16 protein-coding genes are annotated in these 16,217 nt (G+C 70.4%); 5 read left to right on the top strand and 11 right to left on the bottom strand.

Features of this window, described 5'->3' with window-relative positions; all coding sequences use genetic code 11:
• Nucleotides 1-28 precede the first annotated feature (28 nt).
• From LZP97_RS06665 to LZP97_RS06655, 3 genes are all read right to left on the bottom strand, one after another.
• Nucleotides 29-373, bottom strand: coding sequence for a DnaJ domain-containing protein (locus tag LZP97_RS06665; RefSeq protein ID WP_048774317.1), 345 nt, complete (start codon nucleotides 371-373; stop codon nucleotides 29-31).
• Nucleotides 374-642: 269 nt separating this feature from the next.
• Entirely contained in the window at nucleotides 643-948 is a 306-nt protein-coding gene (locus LZP97_RS06660) for a hypothetical protein (protein ID WP_010595222.1), read from the bottom strand.
• 25 nt (nucleotides 949-973) lie between these two features.
• Nucleotides 974-1,390 carry an Hsp20/alpha crystallin family protein gene (locus tag LZP97_RS06655; protein WP_010595223.1) on the bottom strand — a complete coding sequence of 139 codons (417 nt, stop codon included), beginning with the start codon at nucleotides 1,388-1,390 and terminating at the stop codon, nucleotides 974-976.
• Nucleotides 1,391-1,690: 300 nt separating this feature from the next.
• On the opposite strand from LZP97_RS06655, the gene ctaD reads away from it, so the two are divergent.
• Both ctaD and LZP97_RS06645 read left to right on the top strand, forming a co-directional pair.
• Nucleotides 1,691-3,439 (top strand): aa3-type cytochrome oxidase subunit I, encoded by a 1,749-nt coding sequence (gene ctaD, locus LZP97_RS06650; protein WP_017681344.1) that lies wholly within the window; start codon nucleotides 1,691-1,693, stop codon nucleotides 3,437-3,439.
• Between the two features lie 99 nt (nucleotides 3,440-3,538).
• Nucleotides 3,539-4,036 (top strand): hemerythrin domain-containing protein, encoded by a 498-nt coding sequence (locus LZP97_RS06645; RefSeq protein WP_048774318.1) that lies wholly within the window; start codon nucleotides 3,539-3,541, stop codon nucleotides 4,034-4,036.
• 132 nt (nucleotides 4,037-4,168) lie between these two features.
• Here the strand turns inward: LZP97_RS06645 and LZP97_RS06640 are convergent, their stop codons facing one another.
• From LZP97_RS06640 to LZP97_RS06625, 4 genes are read right to left on the bottom strand one after another with little or no spacing between them, the layout of a single operon-like run.
• Nucleotides 4,169-4,876 carry a hypothetical protein gene (locus LZP97_RS06640; protein ID WP_010596860.1) on the bottom strand — a complete coding sequence of 236 codons (708 nt, stop codon included), beginning with the start codon at nucleotides 4,874-4,876 and terminating at the stop codon, nucleotides 4,169-4,171.
• 44 nt (nucleotides 4,877-4,920) lie between these two features.
• Nucleotides 4,921-5,565: a hypothetical protein gene (locus tag LZP97_RS06635; protein WP_026137909.1), complete on the bottom strand. Its 645-nt coding sequence runs from the start codon at nucleotides 5,563-5,565 to the stop codon at nucleotides 4,921-4,923.
• Nucleotides 5,552-6,826 (bottom strand): histidine--tRNA ligase, encoded by a 1,275-nt coding sequence (hisS, locus tag LZP97_RS06630; protein WP_017681347.1) that lies wholly within the window; start codon nucleotides 6,824-6,826, stop codon nucleotides 5,552-5,554. Before hisS ends, LZP97_RS06635 begins: the two co-directional genes overlap by 14 nt.
• A gap of 40 nt (nucleotides 6,827-6,866) precedes the next feature.
• Nucleotides 6,867-7,550 (bottom strand): MBL fold metallo-hydrolase, encoded by a 684-nt coding sequence (locus LZP97_RS06625; RefSeq protein ID WP_026137910.1) that lies wholly within the window; start codon nucleotides 7,548-7,550, stop codon nucleotides 6,867-6,869.
• Between the two features lie 167 nt (nucleotides 7,551-7,717).
• On the opposite strand from LZP97_RS06625, the gene LZP97_RS06620 reads away from it, so the two are divergent.
• From LZP97_RS06620 to LZP97_RS06610, 3 genes are all read left to right on the top strand, one after another.
• Nucleotides 7,718-8,590, top strand: a complete 873-nt coding sequence (locus LZP97_RS06620; RefSeq protein WP_010596856.1) for a peptidylprolyl isomerase — start codon at nucleotides 7,718-7,720, stop codon at nucleotides 8,588-8,590.
• The gene (locus tag LZP97_RS06615; RefSeq protein WP_010596855.1) at nucleotides 8,590-9,375 is read left to right on the top strand and encodes a peptidylprolyl isomerase; all 786 of its coding nucleotides are present in this window, start codon (nucleotides 8,590-8,592) and stop codon (nucleotides 9,373-9,375) included. The genes LZP97_RS06620 and LZP97_RS06615 overlap by 1 nt, the downstream gene beginning before the upstream one ends.
• A gap of 112 nt (nucleotides 9,376-9,487) precedes the next feature.
• Complete coding sequence (locus LZP97_RS06610; RefSeq protein WP_228287157.1) at nucleotides 9,488-10,285, top strand: peptidylprolyl isomerase; 798 nt, start codon at nucleotides 9,488-9,490, stop codon at nucleotides 10,283-10,285.
• Between the two features lie 29 nt (nucleotides 10,286-10,314).
• Here LZP97_RS06610 and LZP97_RS06605 read toward each other — a convergent pair whose 3' ends face one another.
• From LZP97_RS06605 to secF, 4 genes are all read right to left on the bottom strand, one after another.
• Nucleotides 10,315-12,621: a RelA/SpoT family protein gene (locus tag LZP97_RS06605; RefSeq protein WP_026137911.1), complete on the bottom strand. Its 2,307-nt coding sequence runs from the start codon at nucleotides 12,619-12,621 to the stop codon at nucleotides 10,315-10,317.
• A 91-nt stretch (nucleotides 12,622-12,712) separates the two neighbouring features.
• The gene (locus LZP97_RS06600) at nucleotides 12,713-13,270 is read right to left on the bottom strand and encodes an adenine phosphoribosyltransferase (protein WP_010596851.1); all 558 of its coding nucleotides are present in this window, start codon (nucleotides 13,268-13,270) and stop codon (nucleotides 12,713-12,715) included.
• A complete protein-coding gene (locus tag LZP97_RS06595) occupies nucleotides 13,267-15,012 on the bottom strand; it encodes an ABC transporter substrate-binding protein (RefSeq protein WP_234574992.1) in 1,746 nt (581 codons plus the stop codon). Before LZP97_RS06595 ends, LZP97_RS06600 begins: the two co-directional genes overlap by 4 nt.
• Before the next feature lies 1 nt (nucleotide 15,013).
• Nucleotides 15,014-16,216, bottom strand: a complete 1,203-nt coding sequence (gene secF / locus LZP97_RS06590) for a protein translocase subunit SecF (protein WP_225223261.1) — start codon at nucleotides 16,214-16,216, stop codon at nucleotides 15,014-15,016.
• Between the last annotated feature and the right edge of the window lies 1 nt (nucleotide 16,217).

Below are 16,217 nucleotides of genomic sequence, written 5' to 3'. Positions count from 1 at the left end.
CCGCGAGACGCGCCCGTGCGTCGCGGGGTCACCGGTGGCGGCGGACGGGTCCGGCCCGGATGGGTGGATCGGCCGCGGGAGTCGGGTCCGGGCGGTGCACGGTCACGCGGACGGACCGCGCGGCGGACCGGGTGACCGGGCCGGCGCGGCGACGGTCGTACTCCGCGCGACGATCCGGGTCGCGCAGGACGGAATACGCCTCGACGATCCGGCGCAGTTCCTCGTCCTCGTCCGGGCCGTACGGGAGGGCCGGGTTGCGGAGGTCGGGGTGGTGCGCGCGCAGCTTGCGGCGGAAGGCCGCCGTGATCGCCGCCTGCCCGGCGGAATCGGAGACGTCCAGCACCGCGTAGAGATCGGGTTCGCTGCCGGACACGGCTGCGCCTCCTTCGTGTCGTCGTCGGCGGGTTCGCCCACGACGGACCGCTGCGGCCACAGGAGCGAACGCCCGGCGACCCACCTCGCGACGGAGAGGGTCGCCGGGCGTCGGCGATGAACGGGTGCGGCCCGCACTGGGTGTGCCGAGTACCGGCGGTGCGCCGACCGGTTCCGGCTGCGGGCCGGTGACCGGCTCGGCGCGTCGTGGTTGTCGTCCGGGCGGGCGGCACGCACGTCAGCGCCTCGCACTACTGCTGCGACGTCGCATCACCGTCCTTTCACGACGAGATTCCGGGGATCGTTTCCGGTACGACCCGGAGGAGAGCGCTGCGTGGCCACCACTTCCCCCGGGGCTCGCGTCCCGACTCGTCCGAGCGGTCCCCGGGAGCATGCCGCCTCGCGCGGAGGCCGGACTGCGGCGGCCCGGCATCCCGGGATGTCCACCGGCGATCGCGGCCGGGGCACCTCGAGCATGTCCAGCTCGAGTTCGAGCAGGAGCAGCTCGAGGTCCGCACCGTCGACGGGTTCTTCGGGCCCGACGAGCGGTTCGGCGATCAGGTCGAGTGCGTCCATGACTGTCTCCGCGGACACCGGTGGGTCAGGCGTCGATCGCCTTCTTGTCGCCCACCGCGATCTCGATCTTGCGCGGCTTGGCCTTCTCCGCCACGGGGATCGTCAGCCTCAGCACACCGGCGTCGTACGTCGCCTCGATGTTGTCGGTGTCGAGGTTCTCCCCGAGGAACAGCTGCCGGCTGAACACGCCGCGCGGACGCTCGGCCGCGACCATCTCCTGACTCTGGTCGCGCGCCGGTCGTTCTGCATGCACCGTCAGCACGTTCCGTTCGACGTCGAGGTCGAGCGAATCCTCGGCCACACCGGGCAGGTCGAACTCGACGACGAACTTGTCGCCCTCACGCCAGGCGTCCATGGGCATCACCGCGGGCCGGGCCGCCGTACCGAGAACCTGCTGCGCGAAGCGGTCGAGCTCGCGGAACGGATCGGTGCGCATCAACATCGTTTCCACCTCCACAGACTCTCTTCGTGCCGGTTGAGGAGAGCAGCCGATCTATGTCTGCCGCTACACCTTTCTTGTACCACTCACAACATACGAAGGCAAGGGTTTGTTCCCGGAACCGGCGCGAATCCCGCGTCGCCGGGCCATAATCCGCCGACGCAAAACCTCCCGTGCGCGGCTGTGTCCGGCTACGCTCGACCTACCGCATGATGCCGCGGCGGTTCCGGGATGCCCTGAGGCCTCACGGAGCACGCGGCGCCGCAGCGACGTCGCCGCCCCGGGGCAGCGCAAGGAGGCACCATGGTTGTCACCGAAACGAAGGCCGTCCGGCCGTACCCGCCGCGGTACGCGCCGAAGGGTTCGACGTTCTACCGACTCGTCACCACGACCGACCCGAAGATGCTCGGTCTGATGTACATCGTCACGTCGTTCACGTTCTTCCTCATCGGCGGCCTGATGGCACTGCTGATCCGCAGCGAGCTCGCCGTCCCGGGTCTGCAGTTCCTGTCCAACGAGCAGTACAACCAGTTGTTCACGATGCACGGCGGCATCATGCTGCTGATGTACGCGACCCCGATCGTGTTCGGGTTCGCGAACTACATCCTGCCGCTGCAGATCGGCGCGCCCGACGTCGCGTTCCCCCGTCTGAACGCGTTCAGCTACTGGCTGTACCTGTTCGGCGCAACCGTCGTCGCCGCCTCCCTCATCACTCCCGGCGGTGCACCGGACTTCGGATGGACGTCGTACATTCCGTTGGCGGACGATCTGCACACCCCCGGCATCGGCGCCAACCTCTGGTTCACCGGCCTCGCGGTGGCCGGTCTCGGCACCATCCTCGGCGGGGTCAACATGATCACCACGGTGGTGTGCCTGCGCGCCCCGGGCATGACGATGTTCCGGATGCCGATCTTCACCTGGAACATCTTCATCACGATGATCCTGATCCTGCTGATCTTCCCCCTGCTGACGGCCGCGTTCATGGGGGTGATGGTCGATCGGGTACTGGGCGGGAACATCTTCGACCCGGCCACCGGCGGGGTGCTCTTGTATCAGCATCTGTTTTGGTTCTTCGGTCACCCTGAGGTGTACGTCATCGCGCTGCCGTTCTTCGGCATCATCTCCGAGGTCATCCCGGTCTTCTCCCGGAAGCCGATCTTCGGCTACACCGGCCTGGTCTACGCGACCCTCGCGATCGGTGCCCTGTCGATGGCCGTCTGGGCGCACCACATGTATGCCACCGGCGCCGTGCTGCTGCCGTACTTCTCGTTCATGACGTTCCTGATCGCGGTGCCCACCGGCGTGAAGTTCTTCAACTGGATCGGCACCATGTGGAAGGGGCAGGTGACGTTCGAGACGCCGATGCTGTTCTCGGTCGGGTTCATCATCACCTTCCTGTTCGGTGGCCTGACCGGCGTCATCCTCGCCAGCCCGCCGCTCGACTTCCATGTCCACGACTCGTACTTCGTCGTCGCGCACTTCCACTACGTGCTCTTCGGCACCATCGTGTTCGCCACCTACGCCGGCATCTACTTCTGGTTCCCGAAGATGACCGGGCGGCTGATGGACGAGCGCCTCGGCAAGTGGCACTTCTGGCTGACCTTCGTCGGCTTCCACACCACGTTCCTGGTGCAGCACTGGCTGGGCAACGAGGGCATGCCGCGCCGCTACGCCGACTACCTGCCGTCGGACGGATTCACCACGCTCAACACCATTTCCACCATCGGGGCGTTCACCCTCGGCGTCTCGACGCTGCCGTTCCTGTGGAACGTGTTCAAGAGCTACCGGTACGGGCAGGTCGTCACCGTCGACGACCCGTGGGGCTACGGCAACTCCCTCGAGTGGGCGACCACCTGCCCGCCGCCGCGGCACAACTTCTACGAGCTGCCGCGCATCCGCTCCGAGCGGCCCGCGTTCGAGCTGCACTACCCGCACATGGTGGAGGTCATGCGGGCGGAAGCGCACGTGGGCGTCGGCAGGCGGCACGCCGCCGAGGTCGCCGAGGAACCCCACATCCGGGACACCGCCGACCGGACACCCAAGAGCACCTGACCGGTCGGCCGGATCGGTGTAACCGGGTTCCCGCCGGGGTATCTGGAGCGCACGCCCCGCACGGGCGAGCACTCGAGAACCACTTCGGCGGGAGGCCCGGTGTCCACTGACGCAATCGTGTTGTTGAAGGAAGACCACAAGGAGATCCGCAAGTTGTTCCGCGAGTTCCGCGGCGCGGACGACGACGACGAGGAGAAGGGTCGGATAGTCGGACGGATCATCGAACTGCTGACCGTGCACACCTACATCGAGAACGAGGGCATGTACCCCGAGGTGCGCTCGCTCCTGCCCGACCTCGAATCGGACATCCTCGAGTCGTTCGAGGAGCACCACGTCGCGGATGTGCTGGTGATGGAACTGGCGGGGATGAAGCCCGGTGCCGAGCGGTTCGACGCGAAGACGACGGTCCTCATCGAGAACGTCGAGCACCACATCGAGGAGGAGGAAGAGGAGTGGTTCCCGAAGGTGCGGGAGGCACTCGGCCGCAAGAAGCTGCAGGAGATCGGGGCGCGGATGCTCGAACTGAAGGAGAAGGCACCCCGCTCCCCCGCGCAGCCGTCGGCCCTGAAGAAGACGATCGACGCCGTCGTCAGCTGACACGTCGCCGGACCGCTACCGGTCCGGTTCACGAAGGCCGGGGGTGTGGAGTTGCTCCGCACCCCCGGCTACTGCGCTCCGGCGCCCCAGCGGTCCGGCGCCCCAGCGGTCCGGCGCCCCAGCGGTCCGGCGTTACGGAGCGGCGGCGGAGTCGGGCAGATCGCTCCGCGCGGACCCGTCGGCCGCGCCGCGACCCGCGCGGCTGCCCTGGTAGGCGTCGCGACGGAACGACACGAGCCACCGTGGCCACAGGTCGACCGAGGCCGGGTGGTTGAGCACCGGGTCGAACGACGGTTGCGCCTCGTCGGAGGCGCGTACCTCGCTCTCGAGCGTGACGCGCCCGGCCGGCACGAGCCGCCCGCGGGCCGACGCCACGTGCAACGAGAACACCAGCGGCCCGCCGCGCCGAGCCAGTTCCCGCACAGACGTCGACGCCGGCTGCTCCCCCTCGGGGAACGCGAAGATCCACCGCGGCGCGAGATCGACGTTCGTGCGATACGCCATCAGGGAGCCGTACCGCGCCGTCGACCAGCCTCGCGCCGGCAGCAGCACCGCCCTGGTCGGCACGTGCAGCGTGGCGAGCAGGATGTCCCACGGACCGCTCTCGAGCGAGAACCGCAGCGCCAGACCGAGGATGTCGGGCACACCGTCGGGCGTGCCCACGGCACCGGACAACCGGGCGGTCACCGGTACCCGGGCCGGGACCGAGCGCGGCCACCAGCCCGGCGCCAGTTCCGCTTCCCCCTGGAAGAGCACCCCGTGCGGGTGGAACACCCGGGCGCCGCGCAACGCGGAGGCAGCCCGGAACGGCGCGGCGAACACCGCGTGCATCGAGATCATGCGCCCCGCATACCCGGGGTGCCGCCACACCAATCGGCGTGCGCTCATTCGACGAGCGAAGCCACCTCGTGATCGGTGAGCGTGGTCTGCGGCACGCGCCCGGCGTCCCGGGCCAGCAACACCGCCCGGTACAGCGGCCGTTGCTCCAGTCCCGCTTCGCGGGCCTCCGCCCGCAGCTGCTCCACCAGTACCGACGACATCGCCGCGGCCGAGGCCAGCTCACTCGCCGCGAGCGCGTCTGCGAGCCGGCGCAACGCCAGCACATCGAGCTCCCGGCAGCCGCCGTTCGCGTACAACGCCAGCGGGACCGACACGATCCGGTCGCCGTCGTTGAGCCGCAGCACCACCTGACTGACCCGCAGCGCCGACACCACCAGTTCGACCCCGGCGAGGTTGCGCAGCTGCACCCGCCGGGTGCGCAGTGCCCCCTTCGCCGTGATCGTGGTGCCGTCGATCCAGCGGCGCCGGCGCAGCACCGCCAGGGCGCCCACTGCCGGCGGCACCCCGACGATCATCCCGGACACGACCGCGACCAGCGGGCTGGCCACCAGGTACACCAGCAAACCGGCCACCACGCCGATCAGGAGGGAGAACGCCGCGACCCTCCCGGCGCGGGGTGCGAGCACCCGCGCCGGGATCAGGTCCAGACGGGTCGGCGCAGGACGTCCCGACGGGTCAGGTGCCGGCAACGACGTCCCCGACCCGGGCGACCACGTCGTCGAGCGGCACGGTGTGCTGTTCGCCGGTGCGCAGGTCCTTGACCACGATTTCGCCGGCTTCGAGCTCTCGCTCCCCCAGGACCAGGGCAACGACGGCTCCGGAGCGGTCGGCGGCCTTCATCGCTCCCTTGACGCCGCGCCCTCCGTACGCCAGGTCCACCCGGATGCCGGCGGCGCGCAGCCGATGGGCGATCGGGACCAGCGTCGACTTGGCGGAGTCGCCCATCGGCACGCAGAACACCTCGCAGCGGGCGGGGCTGCCCGCGCTCTTGCCCTCGGCGGCGAGGGCGAGCACCGTGCGATCGATCCCGAGACCGAACCCGATGCCCGAGAGGGGCTGCCCGCCGAGCTGAGCCATCAGGCCGTCGTAGCGTCCGCCGCCGCCGATCCCGGACTGGGCGCCGAGGCCGTCGTGGACGAACTCGAAGGTGGTCTTCGTGTAGTAGTCGAGGCCGCGCACCATGCGCGGGTTGATCGTGTAGCGCACGCCGAGCGCGTCGAGGTGCGAGAGCACCTCGTCGAAGTGCGCCTTGGCCGTGTCGGAGAGGTGGTCGAGCATGAGCGGGGCGTCGGCCGTCATCTCCCGCACGTGGGGGCGCTTGTCGTCGAGGACCCGCAGCGGGTTGATCTCGGCGCGCCGGCGGGTCTCCTCGTCCAGGTCCAACCCGAACAGGAACTGCTGCAACAATTCCCGGTACTGGGGGCGGCACGTCTCGTCGCCGAGGGAGGTGATCTCGAGGCGGAATCCGTCGAGGCCGAGGCTGCGGAATCCGGCGTCGGCCACGGCGACGACCTCGGCGTCGAGGGCGGGGTCGTCGACGCCGATCGCCTCGACCCCCACCTGCTGCAGCTGACGGTACCGCCCGGCCTGGGGACGTTCGTACCGGAAGAAGGGGCCCGAGTAGCTCAGCTTGACGGGCAGCTGGCCACGGTCGAGGCCGTGCTCGATCACCGCCCGCATCACCCCGGCGGTCCCTTCCGGCCGCAACGTGACGGACCGGTCGCCGCGATCGGCGAAGGTGTACATCTCCTTGCTCACGACGTCCGTGGACTCGCCGACGCCGCGCGCGAACAGCCCGGTGTCCTCGAAGATCGGCAGCTCGATGTGCCCGTAGCCGGCCAGCCGCGCCGCGCGGGTCAAGCCGTCGCGCACGGCGACGAACTCCGCCGACTGCGGCGGGACGTAATCGGGTACACCCTTGGGCGCCGAGAACGTGGAGGGCTTGCTCAACTGTCGCTGCTTTCTCTCGTCGGTGGGTCGGGAGGCCGGGTCAGCGGGAGCCGGTCAGCCCGGCCAGAAAGGGGTTCGACGTCCGCTCCTGACCGATGGTGCTGGTCGGGCCGTGTCCGGGCAGGATCGCGGTGGAGTCGTCGCGCACGAGCAGTTTCGCCGCGATGGAGGCGAGCAGCTGTTCGTGGTCGCCGCCCGGCAGATCGGTGCGGCCGATCGAACCCTGGAACAGGGTGTCGCCGGTGAGGGCGATCTCGACGTCGTCGCCGTCGGCGGTCGTCGCGTGGGTGCGCAGCACCACCGAACCCTGGGTGTGCCCCGGGGTGTGATCGACGACGAACCGGATGCCGGCGTGCTCGACCTGATCGCCGTCGGCCAGTTCGATCACGGTGCGCGGCTCGGTGAATTCGGCGCCTTCGAGGAACGGCTTCAGCGTCGGGCCGATACCGCGACCGGGATCGGTCAGCATGTAGCGGTCCTCGGGATGGATGTAGGCCGGGATGTCGTAGCGGTCGGCGACGGCCTGCGCCGACCAGATGTGGTCGAGATGCCCGTGGGTGAGCAGCACCGCGCGCGGCGTCAACCCGGACCGGGTCAGAAAGTCCGCGAGGGGCTCGGCGGCATCCTGTCCGGGGTCGACGACGACGCAGTCCTCGGCGTCGTCCTGCGCGAGGATGTAGCAGTTCGTCTGGAACATCCCGGCGGGGAATCCGGTGACGAGCACGGGCATCGCTCCTACGGTGTGGGCCTCGGTGTGGCTCCTACAGCCTAGGCCGGGCTCCCCGGCGACCGGCTCTCAGGTTGGGGTGGCAGACTCGATCCGGCTCGAGCCGGGGGCCAGCGGCGACGATGGATCCGGCAACGACGATCGGTTACGGGAGGACTACTGCAGTGCCGAGTAACGCACAGCGGCGCCAGGCCGCCAAACGCAAACTCGAGCGGCAGCTCGAACGACGGGCCCAGCGGGCGCGCAAGCGCCGCCAGCTCACCATCGGCCTGTCCGCGCTCGGTGTGGTCGCGGTCGTCGCGGCCGGCGTCGGTGTCTGGATGCTCACCCGCGACGACGGCGCGGACTCGACCGCGGCGTCGGAGACGACCGAGCCGGCGCCGCCGGAGTTCGGAGCGCTGCCGGCGGCCCGGTCCGAACCGTTGCCCGAATCCGTGACCTGTGCCTATCCGGCCGCCGGTGAGCCCGCCAGGCCCGTGCAGCCGCCCCGCACGGACGGCATCCTCACCACCGGGGAGGGCAACACCGACATCAGCGTCAGCGTGGAGACCACCCAGGGCAACATCGGGCTGGTCCTGCAGAACGACACCTCCCCGTGCACGGTCAACAACTTCCTGTCGCTGGCGTCGCAGGGGTACTTCGACGACACCGCCTGCCACCGCCTGACCACGTCCGACACGCTGGCCGTGCTGCAGTGCGGCGACCCCACCGGCACCGGGGCCGGCGGTCCCGGCTACCAGTTCGCCAACGAGTTCCCCACCGACCAGTACGCACCCGAGGATCCGGCGGCCACGCAGCCGTTGACCTATCCCCGCGGGACCGTCGCGATGGCCAACGCCGGCGCCGACACCAACGGCAGCCAGTTCTTCCTCGTGTACGGCGACTCGGTCCTGCCGCCGCAGTACACCGTGTTCGGCACCATCGACGAGACCGGCCTCGCGACCCTCGACAAGGTCGCCGCGGGCGGGGTCGAGGGCGGCGGCCAGGACGGCGCGCCGGCCCAGCCGATCTCGCTGACCAGTGTCAGGATGGACTGATGACTCGTACTCGATCCGTCGTCGCCCGGACGGCCGTGGCCGGAGTGGGCGTGGCGCTGCTGCTCGCGGGGTGCTCGGACGATCCGGACGGCGGGTCCGCGACCGCGACGAGCGCCGCGGCGCCGACGTCCGCCCCGTCGCTGTCCGACTTCCCCGCCTTGCCCGTCCAGCGTGCCGAGCCGCTGCCCGAGACGGTGAGCTGCGCGTACCCGTCGGACGGACGGACGGCCGCGAAGCCGGCGCAGCCGCCGCGCGCCGAGAATGTCCCCACCACCGACACCGGCGTCACCGTCACCACCACCCAGGGCGACATCGGCCTGACTCTCCGGGGCGAGCTGTCCCCGTGCACCGTCAACAGTTTCCTGTCGCTCGCGTCGCAGGGATATTTCGACGACACCGACTGCCACCGCCTGACCACCGACCCGACGCTGTCGGTGCTGCAGTGCGGCGATCCCACCGCCACGGGCACCGGTGGACCGGGCTACGAGTTCGCCAACGAGTTCCCCACCGACCAGTACGCGCCCGGAGATCCACAGGCGCAGAATCCGATGGTCTACCCGCGGGGCACGCTCGCGATGGCCAACGCCGGCCCCGGCACCAACGGCAGCCAGTTCTTCCTCGTGTACGGCGACTCGATCCTGCCGCCGCAGTACACCGTGTTCGGCACCATCGACGAGACCGGCCTGGCGACGCTCGACGAGATCGCCGCGGCCGGGGTGGACGGCGGCGGACCCGACGGCCCACCGGCCGCGACGACGACGCTGACCGCCGTCCGCACGGCCTGACCCGGCGCGTTCCGCAACGCCCCGCCCACCCGCCGGTGAGCGGGGCGTTCGCGTCCCCGCCGCGGGCAGGGGTCTGTCGGTTTGTGACGGGATCGTCTACTGTGCCGTGTCTGTGACCTCTGGTACCTCCATCGCTGTGCGTGCGGCCCTGAGCGTGGCCGTGGCACTCGCGACCGCAGCGTGTGCCGCGTCCGCGACCGCGCCCGCCCCTGCCGCGCTGCGGGCGACGACGACCGCTACGGTCGCCGGGCCCGCCGGGTTCGACCCGTCCGCCTATGCCGCTCTGCCGCCGCGTCCCGAACCGGGTGCCGCCACGGTCACCTGCACGTATCCTGCCGCCGGACCGGCGGCGCGGACGGCGACCATGCCCGGATCGACGTCCGTGCCTGCGACCGGAACGGTGGAGCTCACGCTGACGACCTCCGCGGGACCGGTCCCGTTGGTTCTCGAGCGCGCCGCAGCCCCGTGCGCGGTGCACAGCTTCGCCGGTCTCGCGCGGCAGGGCTTCTTCGACGGGACGCAGTGTCATCACGTGACGGACGAACCGGGCATGCAGATGCTCCGGTGCGGCGATCCGAGCGGATCCGGGGTGGGCGGGCCCGGCTACACGTTCGCCGACGAGTACCCCGTCACGGTCGTCCGCGGGGAGAACGGCTATCTGCCCGCCCCGGTCGTGTATCCACGCGGCACCGTCGCGATGGCAGGCGCCGGGCACCGGGACAGCAACGGCAGCCAGTTCCTGCTCGTCTTCGGCGACTCGCTGCTCCATCCGCAGTACTCGGTGTTCGGTACCGTCGCCGAACCGGGCCTGCCGGTGCTCGAGGAGGTCGCCGCGGCCGGCAACGACGGCTCGAGCCCGCTCGGCGGCGGGCGCCCCCTCGCTCCGCTCGTCATCACCGACGTGGGATGAGGCGCGACCGGCGCGGCCCCGGAACCGGCCTACGCCGCGGAGGTCACCCGGTACACGTCGTAGACGCCCTCCACGTTGCGGACGACGTTGAGGACGTGGCCCAGATGCTTGGGGTCTCCCATCTCGAAGGTGAAGCGGCTCACCGCGACCCGGTCGCCCGTCGTGGTCACCGACGCCGACAGGATGTTCACCTTCTCGTCGGCGAGGGCCTTCGTGACATCCGAGAGCAGCCGGTGCCGGTCCAGCGCCTCGATCTGGATGGCCACGAGGAACACCGACGACGGCGACGGTGCCCACTCGACGTCGATGATCCGCTCGGCCTGCTGCTGCAGGGATCCGGCGTTGGTGCAGTCGGTGCGGTGCACGCTCACCGAGCCGGTACGGGTGACGAAGCCCATGATCTCGTCGCCGGGTACCGGGGTGCAGCACTTGGCCAGTTTCGACACCGTGCCCGGGGCGCCGGGCACGAGGATGCCGGAGTCGCCGCTCTGCCGGGACCGGGTCGGAATGGACGACGGCGTGGCCCGTTCCGCGAGTTCCTCCTCGACCCCACCGACCCCGCCGAGGAGCGCGACGAGACGCTGCACGACGTGGTGCGCCGAGACATGGTGCTCCCCGACCGCGGTGTAGAGCGCCGATACGTCGGCGTACCGCAGTTCCTTTGCCACCGCCTGCATCAGGTCCGCGTTCATCAGGCGCTGCAGCGGCAACCCGACGCGCTTGACCTCCTTGCCGATGGCGTCCTTGCCGGTCTCGAGCGCCTCTTCGCGGCGTTCCTTCGCGAACCACTGCCGGATCTTGGCCTTCGCACGTGGCGAGACCACGAAGGACTGCCAGTCGCGGCTCGGCCCGGCGTTGGGATCCTTGGAAGTGAAGACCTCGACGACCTCGCCGTTCTCGAGTTTGCGCTCGAGCGCGACGAGCCGGCCGTTGACCCGTGCGCCGATGCAGCGGTGCCCCACCTCGGTGTGCACGGCGTACGCGAAGTCCACCGGGGTCGACCCGGACGGCAACGTGATCACGTCCCCCTTGGGGGTGAAGACGAAGATCTCCTTCACCGCGAGGTCGTAACGCAGCGACTCGAGGAACTCGCCGGGGTCGGCGGCCTCACGCTGCCAGTCGAGCAACTGCCGCATCCACGCCATGTCGTCGAGTTCGGCGGCGTCGCCCGAGTGCTTGCCCTTGGTCTCCTTGTACCGCCAGTGCGCGGCGATGCCGAACTCGGCGGTGCGGTGCATCTCCCGGGTCCGGATCTGCACCTCGAGCGGCTTGCCCTCGGGGCCGATCACCGTGGTGTGCAGCGACTGGTACACCCCGAACCGCGGCTGGGCGATGTAGTCCTTGAAGCGGCCTGCCATCGGCTGCCACAGCGAGTGCACGACACCCACTGCGGCGTAGCAGTCGCGGATCTCGTTGCACAGGATTCGCACGCCGACCAGGTCGTGGATGTCGTCGAAGTCGCGGCCCTTGACGATCATCTTCTGGTAGATCGACCAGTAGTGCTTCGGCCGGCCCTCGACGGTGGCCTCGATCCGCGACGCCGAGAGCGTCGAGTTGATCTCCGCGCGGACCTTGGCCAGGTAGGTGTCGCGCGACGGCGCCCGGGTGGCGACGAGCCGGACGATCTCCTCGTACTTCTTCGGATGCAGGATCGCGAAGGACAGGTCCTCGAGTTCCCACTTGACCGTGGCCATGCCGAGACGGTGCGCGAGCGGAGCGATCACCTCGAGGGTCTCGCGTGCCTTGCGGGCCTGCTTCTCCGGCGGCAGGAAGCGCATGGTGCGCATGTTGTGCAGTCGATCGGCGACCTTGATCACCAGGACCCGGGGGTCGCGTGCCATCGCGATGATCATCTTGCGGATGGTCTCGCCCTCGGCCGCGGTGCCGAGCACCACCTTGTCCAGTTTGGTGACACCGTCGACGAGGTGGGCGACCTCCTCGCCGAACTCGGCGGTGAGTTGTTCGAGGCTGTAGCCGGTGTCCTCGACGGTGTCGTGCAGCAGCGCCGCGATCAGCGTCGTGGTGTCCATGCCGAGTTCGGCGAGGATCGTCGCGACCGCGAGGGGGTGGGTGATGTACGGGTCACCGGACTTGCGCTTCTGCGACGCATGCCGCTCCTCCGCCACGTCGTAGGCGCGCTGCAGCTCCGACAGGTCGGCTTTCGGGTACAGCTCGCGATGGATCGTGACCAGCGGCTCGAGCACCGGCTTGAGGTTGGTGCTGCGCTGCCCGGTGATGCGGCGCGCCAGCCTGGCCCGCACCCGGCGGGACGCCGAGGTGGATGCCGAGGTCGGGGTCGGACCGGAGTTCTGGGACCGATCAAGATTCTGGGTCATGCCCACACCTCCCGTCGCCGATGCACACCGGGCGTACCGTCGCGCATTCCTCGTCGTCCGGAACCACCGGCACCTGCGCCAACTCTAGCTCTCAGAGCCGGACCAATGACGTCACCGGGTACTTTTCCAGCCGCGCGCGCCCGCCGAGAACCTCGATCTCGGTGACCACGGCCACCGCGACGACGAGAGCGCCGGCCGCGTCGAGCAACTCCGCCGTCGCCGAGAGGGTGCCGCCGGTCGCCAGCACGTCGTCGACGACGAGTACCCGTCGGCCGCGCAGCCGAACCGAATCCTGCGGAATCTCGATCGCCGCGGTGCCGTACTCGAGCGAGTACTCGCGGGTGTTCACCGGCGGGGGCAGCTTGCCGGCCTTGCGCACCGCGAGGACGCCGGTGCCCAGTGCGTGGGCGATCCCGCCGCCGAGCAGGAAGCCGCGGGCGTCGACCCCGGCCACCAGTTCCGCATCGGGTGCGGTGGCGGCCAGCGCCGCGATCACCGCCCCGAACGCCTCGCCGTCGGCGAAGACCGGGGTCAGGTCGGCGAAGCGGACCCCGGGTGTCGGGAAGTCGTCGACCCAGCGGGTGTGGGCGGTGACCGCTGTGGCGGCACGGTCCATCAGCGCGTGCGCTCCGGCGGGAAGGCTGCTCATCGGTTGAGGATCCACCTGTCCATGTTCCAGCCCGCACCGGCGGCGCTGGCGTTGACGACGGCGGCACGAAGGCCGCCGGCGAAGGTCGTCTCCCGGGGCTGCGCGTACAGCGGCAGGGTCGGCATCTCGGTCCACAGGATCGTCTCGGCCTCGCCGACCAGGCCGGAAATCGTGGCGTCGTCGGTGGTCACGGCGAGGGCATCGAGGATCCGGTCGACTCGGGCATCGGCGAAGCGACCGACGTTGGCGCCGGCGGCGGAGTTGAGGGAACCGCGGGCGTCCTGCATGTCGGCCGTGCCGCCCGCGCCCGCGGCGGCGGCGGTCCCGGCCAGTACGGCGTCGACCTGACCCGCCGCGAGCTGCGACGGCGTGAACGTGTCGGAGGCGGCGTCGACCACCTCGATGCCGGCCTCGCGACAGGACTGGGCGATCAGTTCGACGGTGCGGGCGCGGCGCGGGTCGGGACCGAGGTACCCGATCCGCACGGTGATGCGGTCCGTCCCGGCCGCGGCGAGCTCGGCCTGCGCCGCGGTCGTGTCCGCCTCGTCGTAGCGGGCCGCGGGCCCGGACACACCCGGGTACAGGGGCGAGTCGGCGGGCAGCAGCCGCGACGAGGTGGTCCCGGAACCGAGACCGGTGGCGGGGACGTCCCCGACCCGGCCGAACTCGTCGAACAACTGCGACCGGGGCACGCACAGCGCGAACGCCCGGCGCGCGGCGGGGGCGCCGAGGCTCCCGCCCTCGGTGCCCAGCACGAGCTGTTCGACGTTGCGCGAGGCCGTGTCCGTCGTTTCCGCGTCGTCGCCGAGCGACAGGTCCAGGGCTCCGGTGGCGGCGTCGACGACGTGGACGCGGCCGTCGGAGGCGGCTGCGGCGGCGTCGGTGCCGCGCGGCCACACCACGATCCGGTCGGTGCCGGGCTTGTTGCCCCACCAGCGCTCGTTCGCGACGAGGACGAGTCCGTCCTCGACGGTGAACGACTCGATCCGGTAGGGACCCGAGGCCGGCAGCAGCGACAGATCCACCGCGCCCGGGGTCAGGTTCCATCCCGTGTTCCAGAAGTCGGCGAGCCGGCGCAGCGCCTCGACGTCGCCGCCGCCGATTGCGGCGACCACGTCGGGCACCCCCGAGACGCGGGCCGCGACGTGCGCAGGCATCAGTTCGGTGGCGCCGAACAGGGCCCGCCAGTCGGCGTAGGCGCGGCCTGTGCGGAAGACGACGGTGGCGTCTTTGGATCCGGTCTGGCAGTCGATCCGTTCGATGTCGACATAACCCGAGCGTCGCGCGGCGGCAAACAGGTTCTCCGCTGCTCCCGACGCGTCGGGAGCGGTGAATCGCCCACTGGCGGCCGCCCAGGTCAGCACCAGGTCGTCGCACGACATCGGCACCCCGTCCGAGTACACGGAGTCCGGGGACAGCCGGTACTGGACGGTCAGCGGGTCCTGCGCGACGACGGTGGCCGTCCCGATGTCGGTGTCGGAGATCACCTGGCCGGCCGGATCGACGTAGCCGAACCCGGGCAGCACACGGGCCAGGGCCTGCCGGGCTCCCGAGGCGGCGCCGTCGACGGTGTTGGCGTTGTAGGTGGTGACCGTGTTGTCGAGTGCGTACCCGATGGAGGGCAGAGACTCCTCCGTCGTGCCGCAGGCCACGATCGTCGCGGCGAGTGCTGCTGCAGCAGCCGTCGCCGCAAGGGCCGCGCGGACCGACCGGCGGCGCCGGGTGTGCTCGGGTGCCGACATGTCAGTGCCTTCTCTTGGCGCGCTTCCCGGTGGGGCGGACCCCCGGTCTGGGGGTGCGTTCGGCCACCCGGGGAGCACCGGCACCCGCCGTCGTGGCCACCGCGCCGCGCTCGGTCACGGACATCGGTGCCGCAGCGGCGTGCGCGCCGACGGTCTTCTCACCGGACGGCACCGAACGCGACTGCGCGGCGTCGCGCTTGGCCAGCACTTTGCGGGTGTGCGCCGCCACCGGCCCGCGCCACTCCTTGAGCGTCACCAGCAGCGGCGTCGCGAAGAAGATCGACGAGTAGGCGCCGACCACGATGCCGACCAGCTGGACGAGGGCGAGGTCCTTGAGGGTGCCGACGCCGAGCAGCCACACCGCGATCACCATCAGCGCGAGCACCGGCAGCACCGAGATGACGGTGGTGTTGATCGACCGCATGAGGGTCTGGTTGACGGCGAGGTTGGCCTGCTCGGCGTAGGTCCGTCGATGCAGGTGCAGAATGCCGCGGGTGTTCTCCTCGACCTTGTCGAACACCACCACGGAGTCGTACAGCGAGAAGCCGAGGATGGTGAGCAGGCCGATGACGGTGGCCGGGGTGACCTCGAAGCCGACGAGGGAGTACACCCCCGCGGTCACGATCATGTCGAAGAACAGCGCGGCCAGCGCCGCGAGTGCCATGTCCCGCTCGTAGCGCACCGCGATGTAGATGCTGACGAGCACCAGGAACACCGCGAGTGCGATGAGGGCCTTCTGGGTGATCTGTCCGCCCCACGTCTCGCTGACGTCGGCGACGCTGATCGCGTCGCGCGACGGCACGCCGTCGGGCCCGGTGGGCTGGAACTCGTCGTAGAGCGCGTTCTGCAGCGCCCGGACCTGTTCCAGGTCGAGGGCTTCCGACCGGATCTGGATGGAGGCGCCGGCGCCGGACCCGACGGTCTGCACCGATTCGGGTTCCGCGCCGAGGGTGTCGGAGTACACCGTCTCCACCTGTTCGGTGGTGACGCCCTCGGCGGCCGGGAGCTGGATGCGGGTGCCGCCCTCGAAGTCGATGCCCCAGGTGAAACCGCGGATCAGCATGCTCAGCAGCGCCACCAGCACGATGGCGCCGGTGAGCAGATAGTAGAACTTGCGGCGGCCGACGATCTCGAACGCGCCCGTGCCGGTGTAGAGGCGCGAGAGGGTGCTGTGCCGGGGTGCGGTCGTGGTGGTGTCGGTCATC

It is taken from the genome of Rhodococcus sp. DMF-1 (assembly GCF_021441945.1).
GTDB classification, from domain to species: domain Bacteria; phylum Actinomycetota; class Actinomycetes; order Mycobacteriales; family Mycobacteriaceae; genus Rhodococcus; species Rhodococcus ruber.
The sequence above is the reverse complement of the archived record's forward strand: the minus strand, read 5'-3'. Positions and strand labels throughout refer to the sequence as shown.

Coding starts and splice junctions, on each gene's coding strand:
- secF (WP_225223261.1), bottom strand. CDS start 16,216: ATGACCGACACCACCACGACCGCACCCCGGCACAGCACCCTCTCGCGC.
- LZP97_RS06615 (WP_010596855.1), top strand. CDS start 8,590: ATGACTCGTACTCGATCCGTCGTCGCCCGGACGGCCGTGGCCGGAGTG.
- LZP97_RS06600 (WP_010596851.1), bottom strand. CDS start 13,270: ATGAGCAGCCTTCCCGCCGGAGCGCACGCGCTGATGGACCGTGCCGCC.
- LZP97_RS06605 (WP_026137911.1), bottom strand. CDS start 12,621: ATGACCCAGAATCTTGATCGGTCCCAGAACTCCGGTCCGACCCCGACC.
- ctaD (WP_017681344.1), top strand. CDS start 1,691: ATGGTTGTCACCGAAACGAAGGCCGTCCGGCCGTACCCGCCGCGGTAC.
- LZP97_RS06660 (WP_010595222.1), bottom strand. CDS start 948: ATGGACGCACTCGACCTGATCGCCGAACCGCTCGTCGGGCCCGAAGAA.
- LZP97_RS06595 (WP_234574992.1), bottom strand. CDS start 15,012: ATGTCGGCACCCGAGCACACCCGGCGCCGCCGGTCGGTCCGCGCGGCC.
- LZP97_RS06640 (WP_010596860.1), bottom strand. CDS start 4,876: ATGATCTCGATGCACGCGGTGTTCGCCGCGCCGTTCCGGGCTGCCTCC.
- LZP97_RS06655 (WP_010595223.1), bottom strand. CDS start 1,390: ATGTTGATGCGCACCGATCCGTTCCGCGAGCTCGACCGCTTCGCGCAG.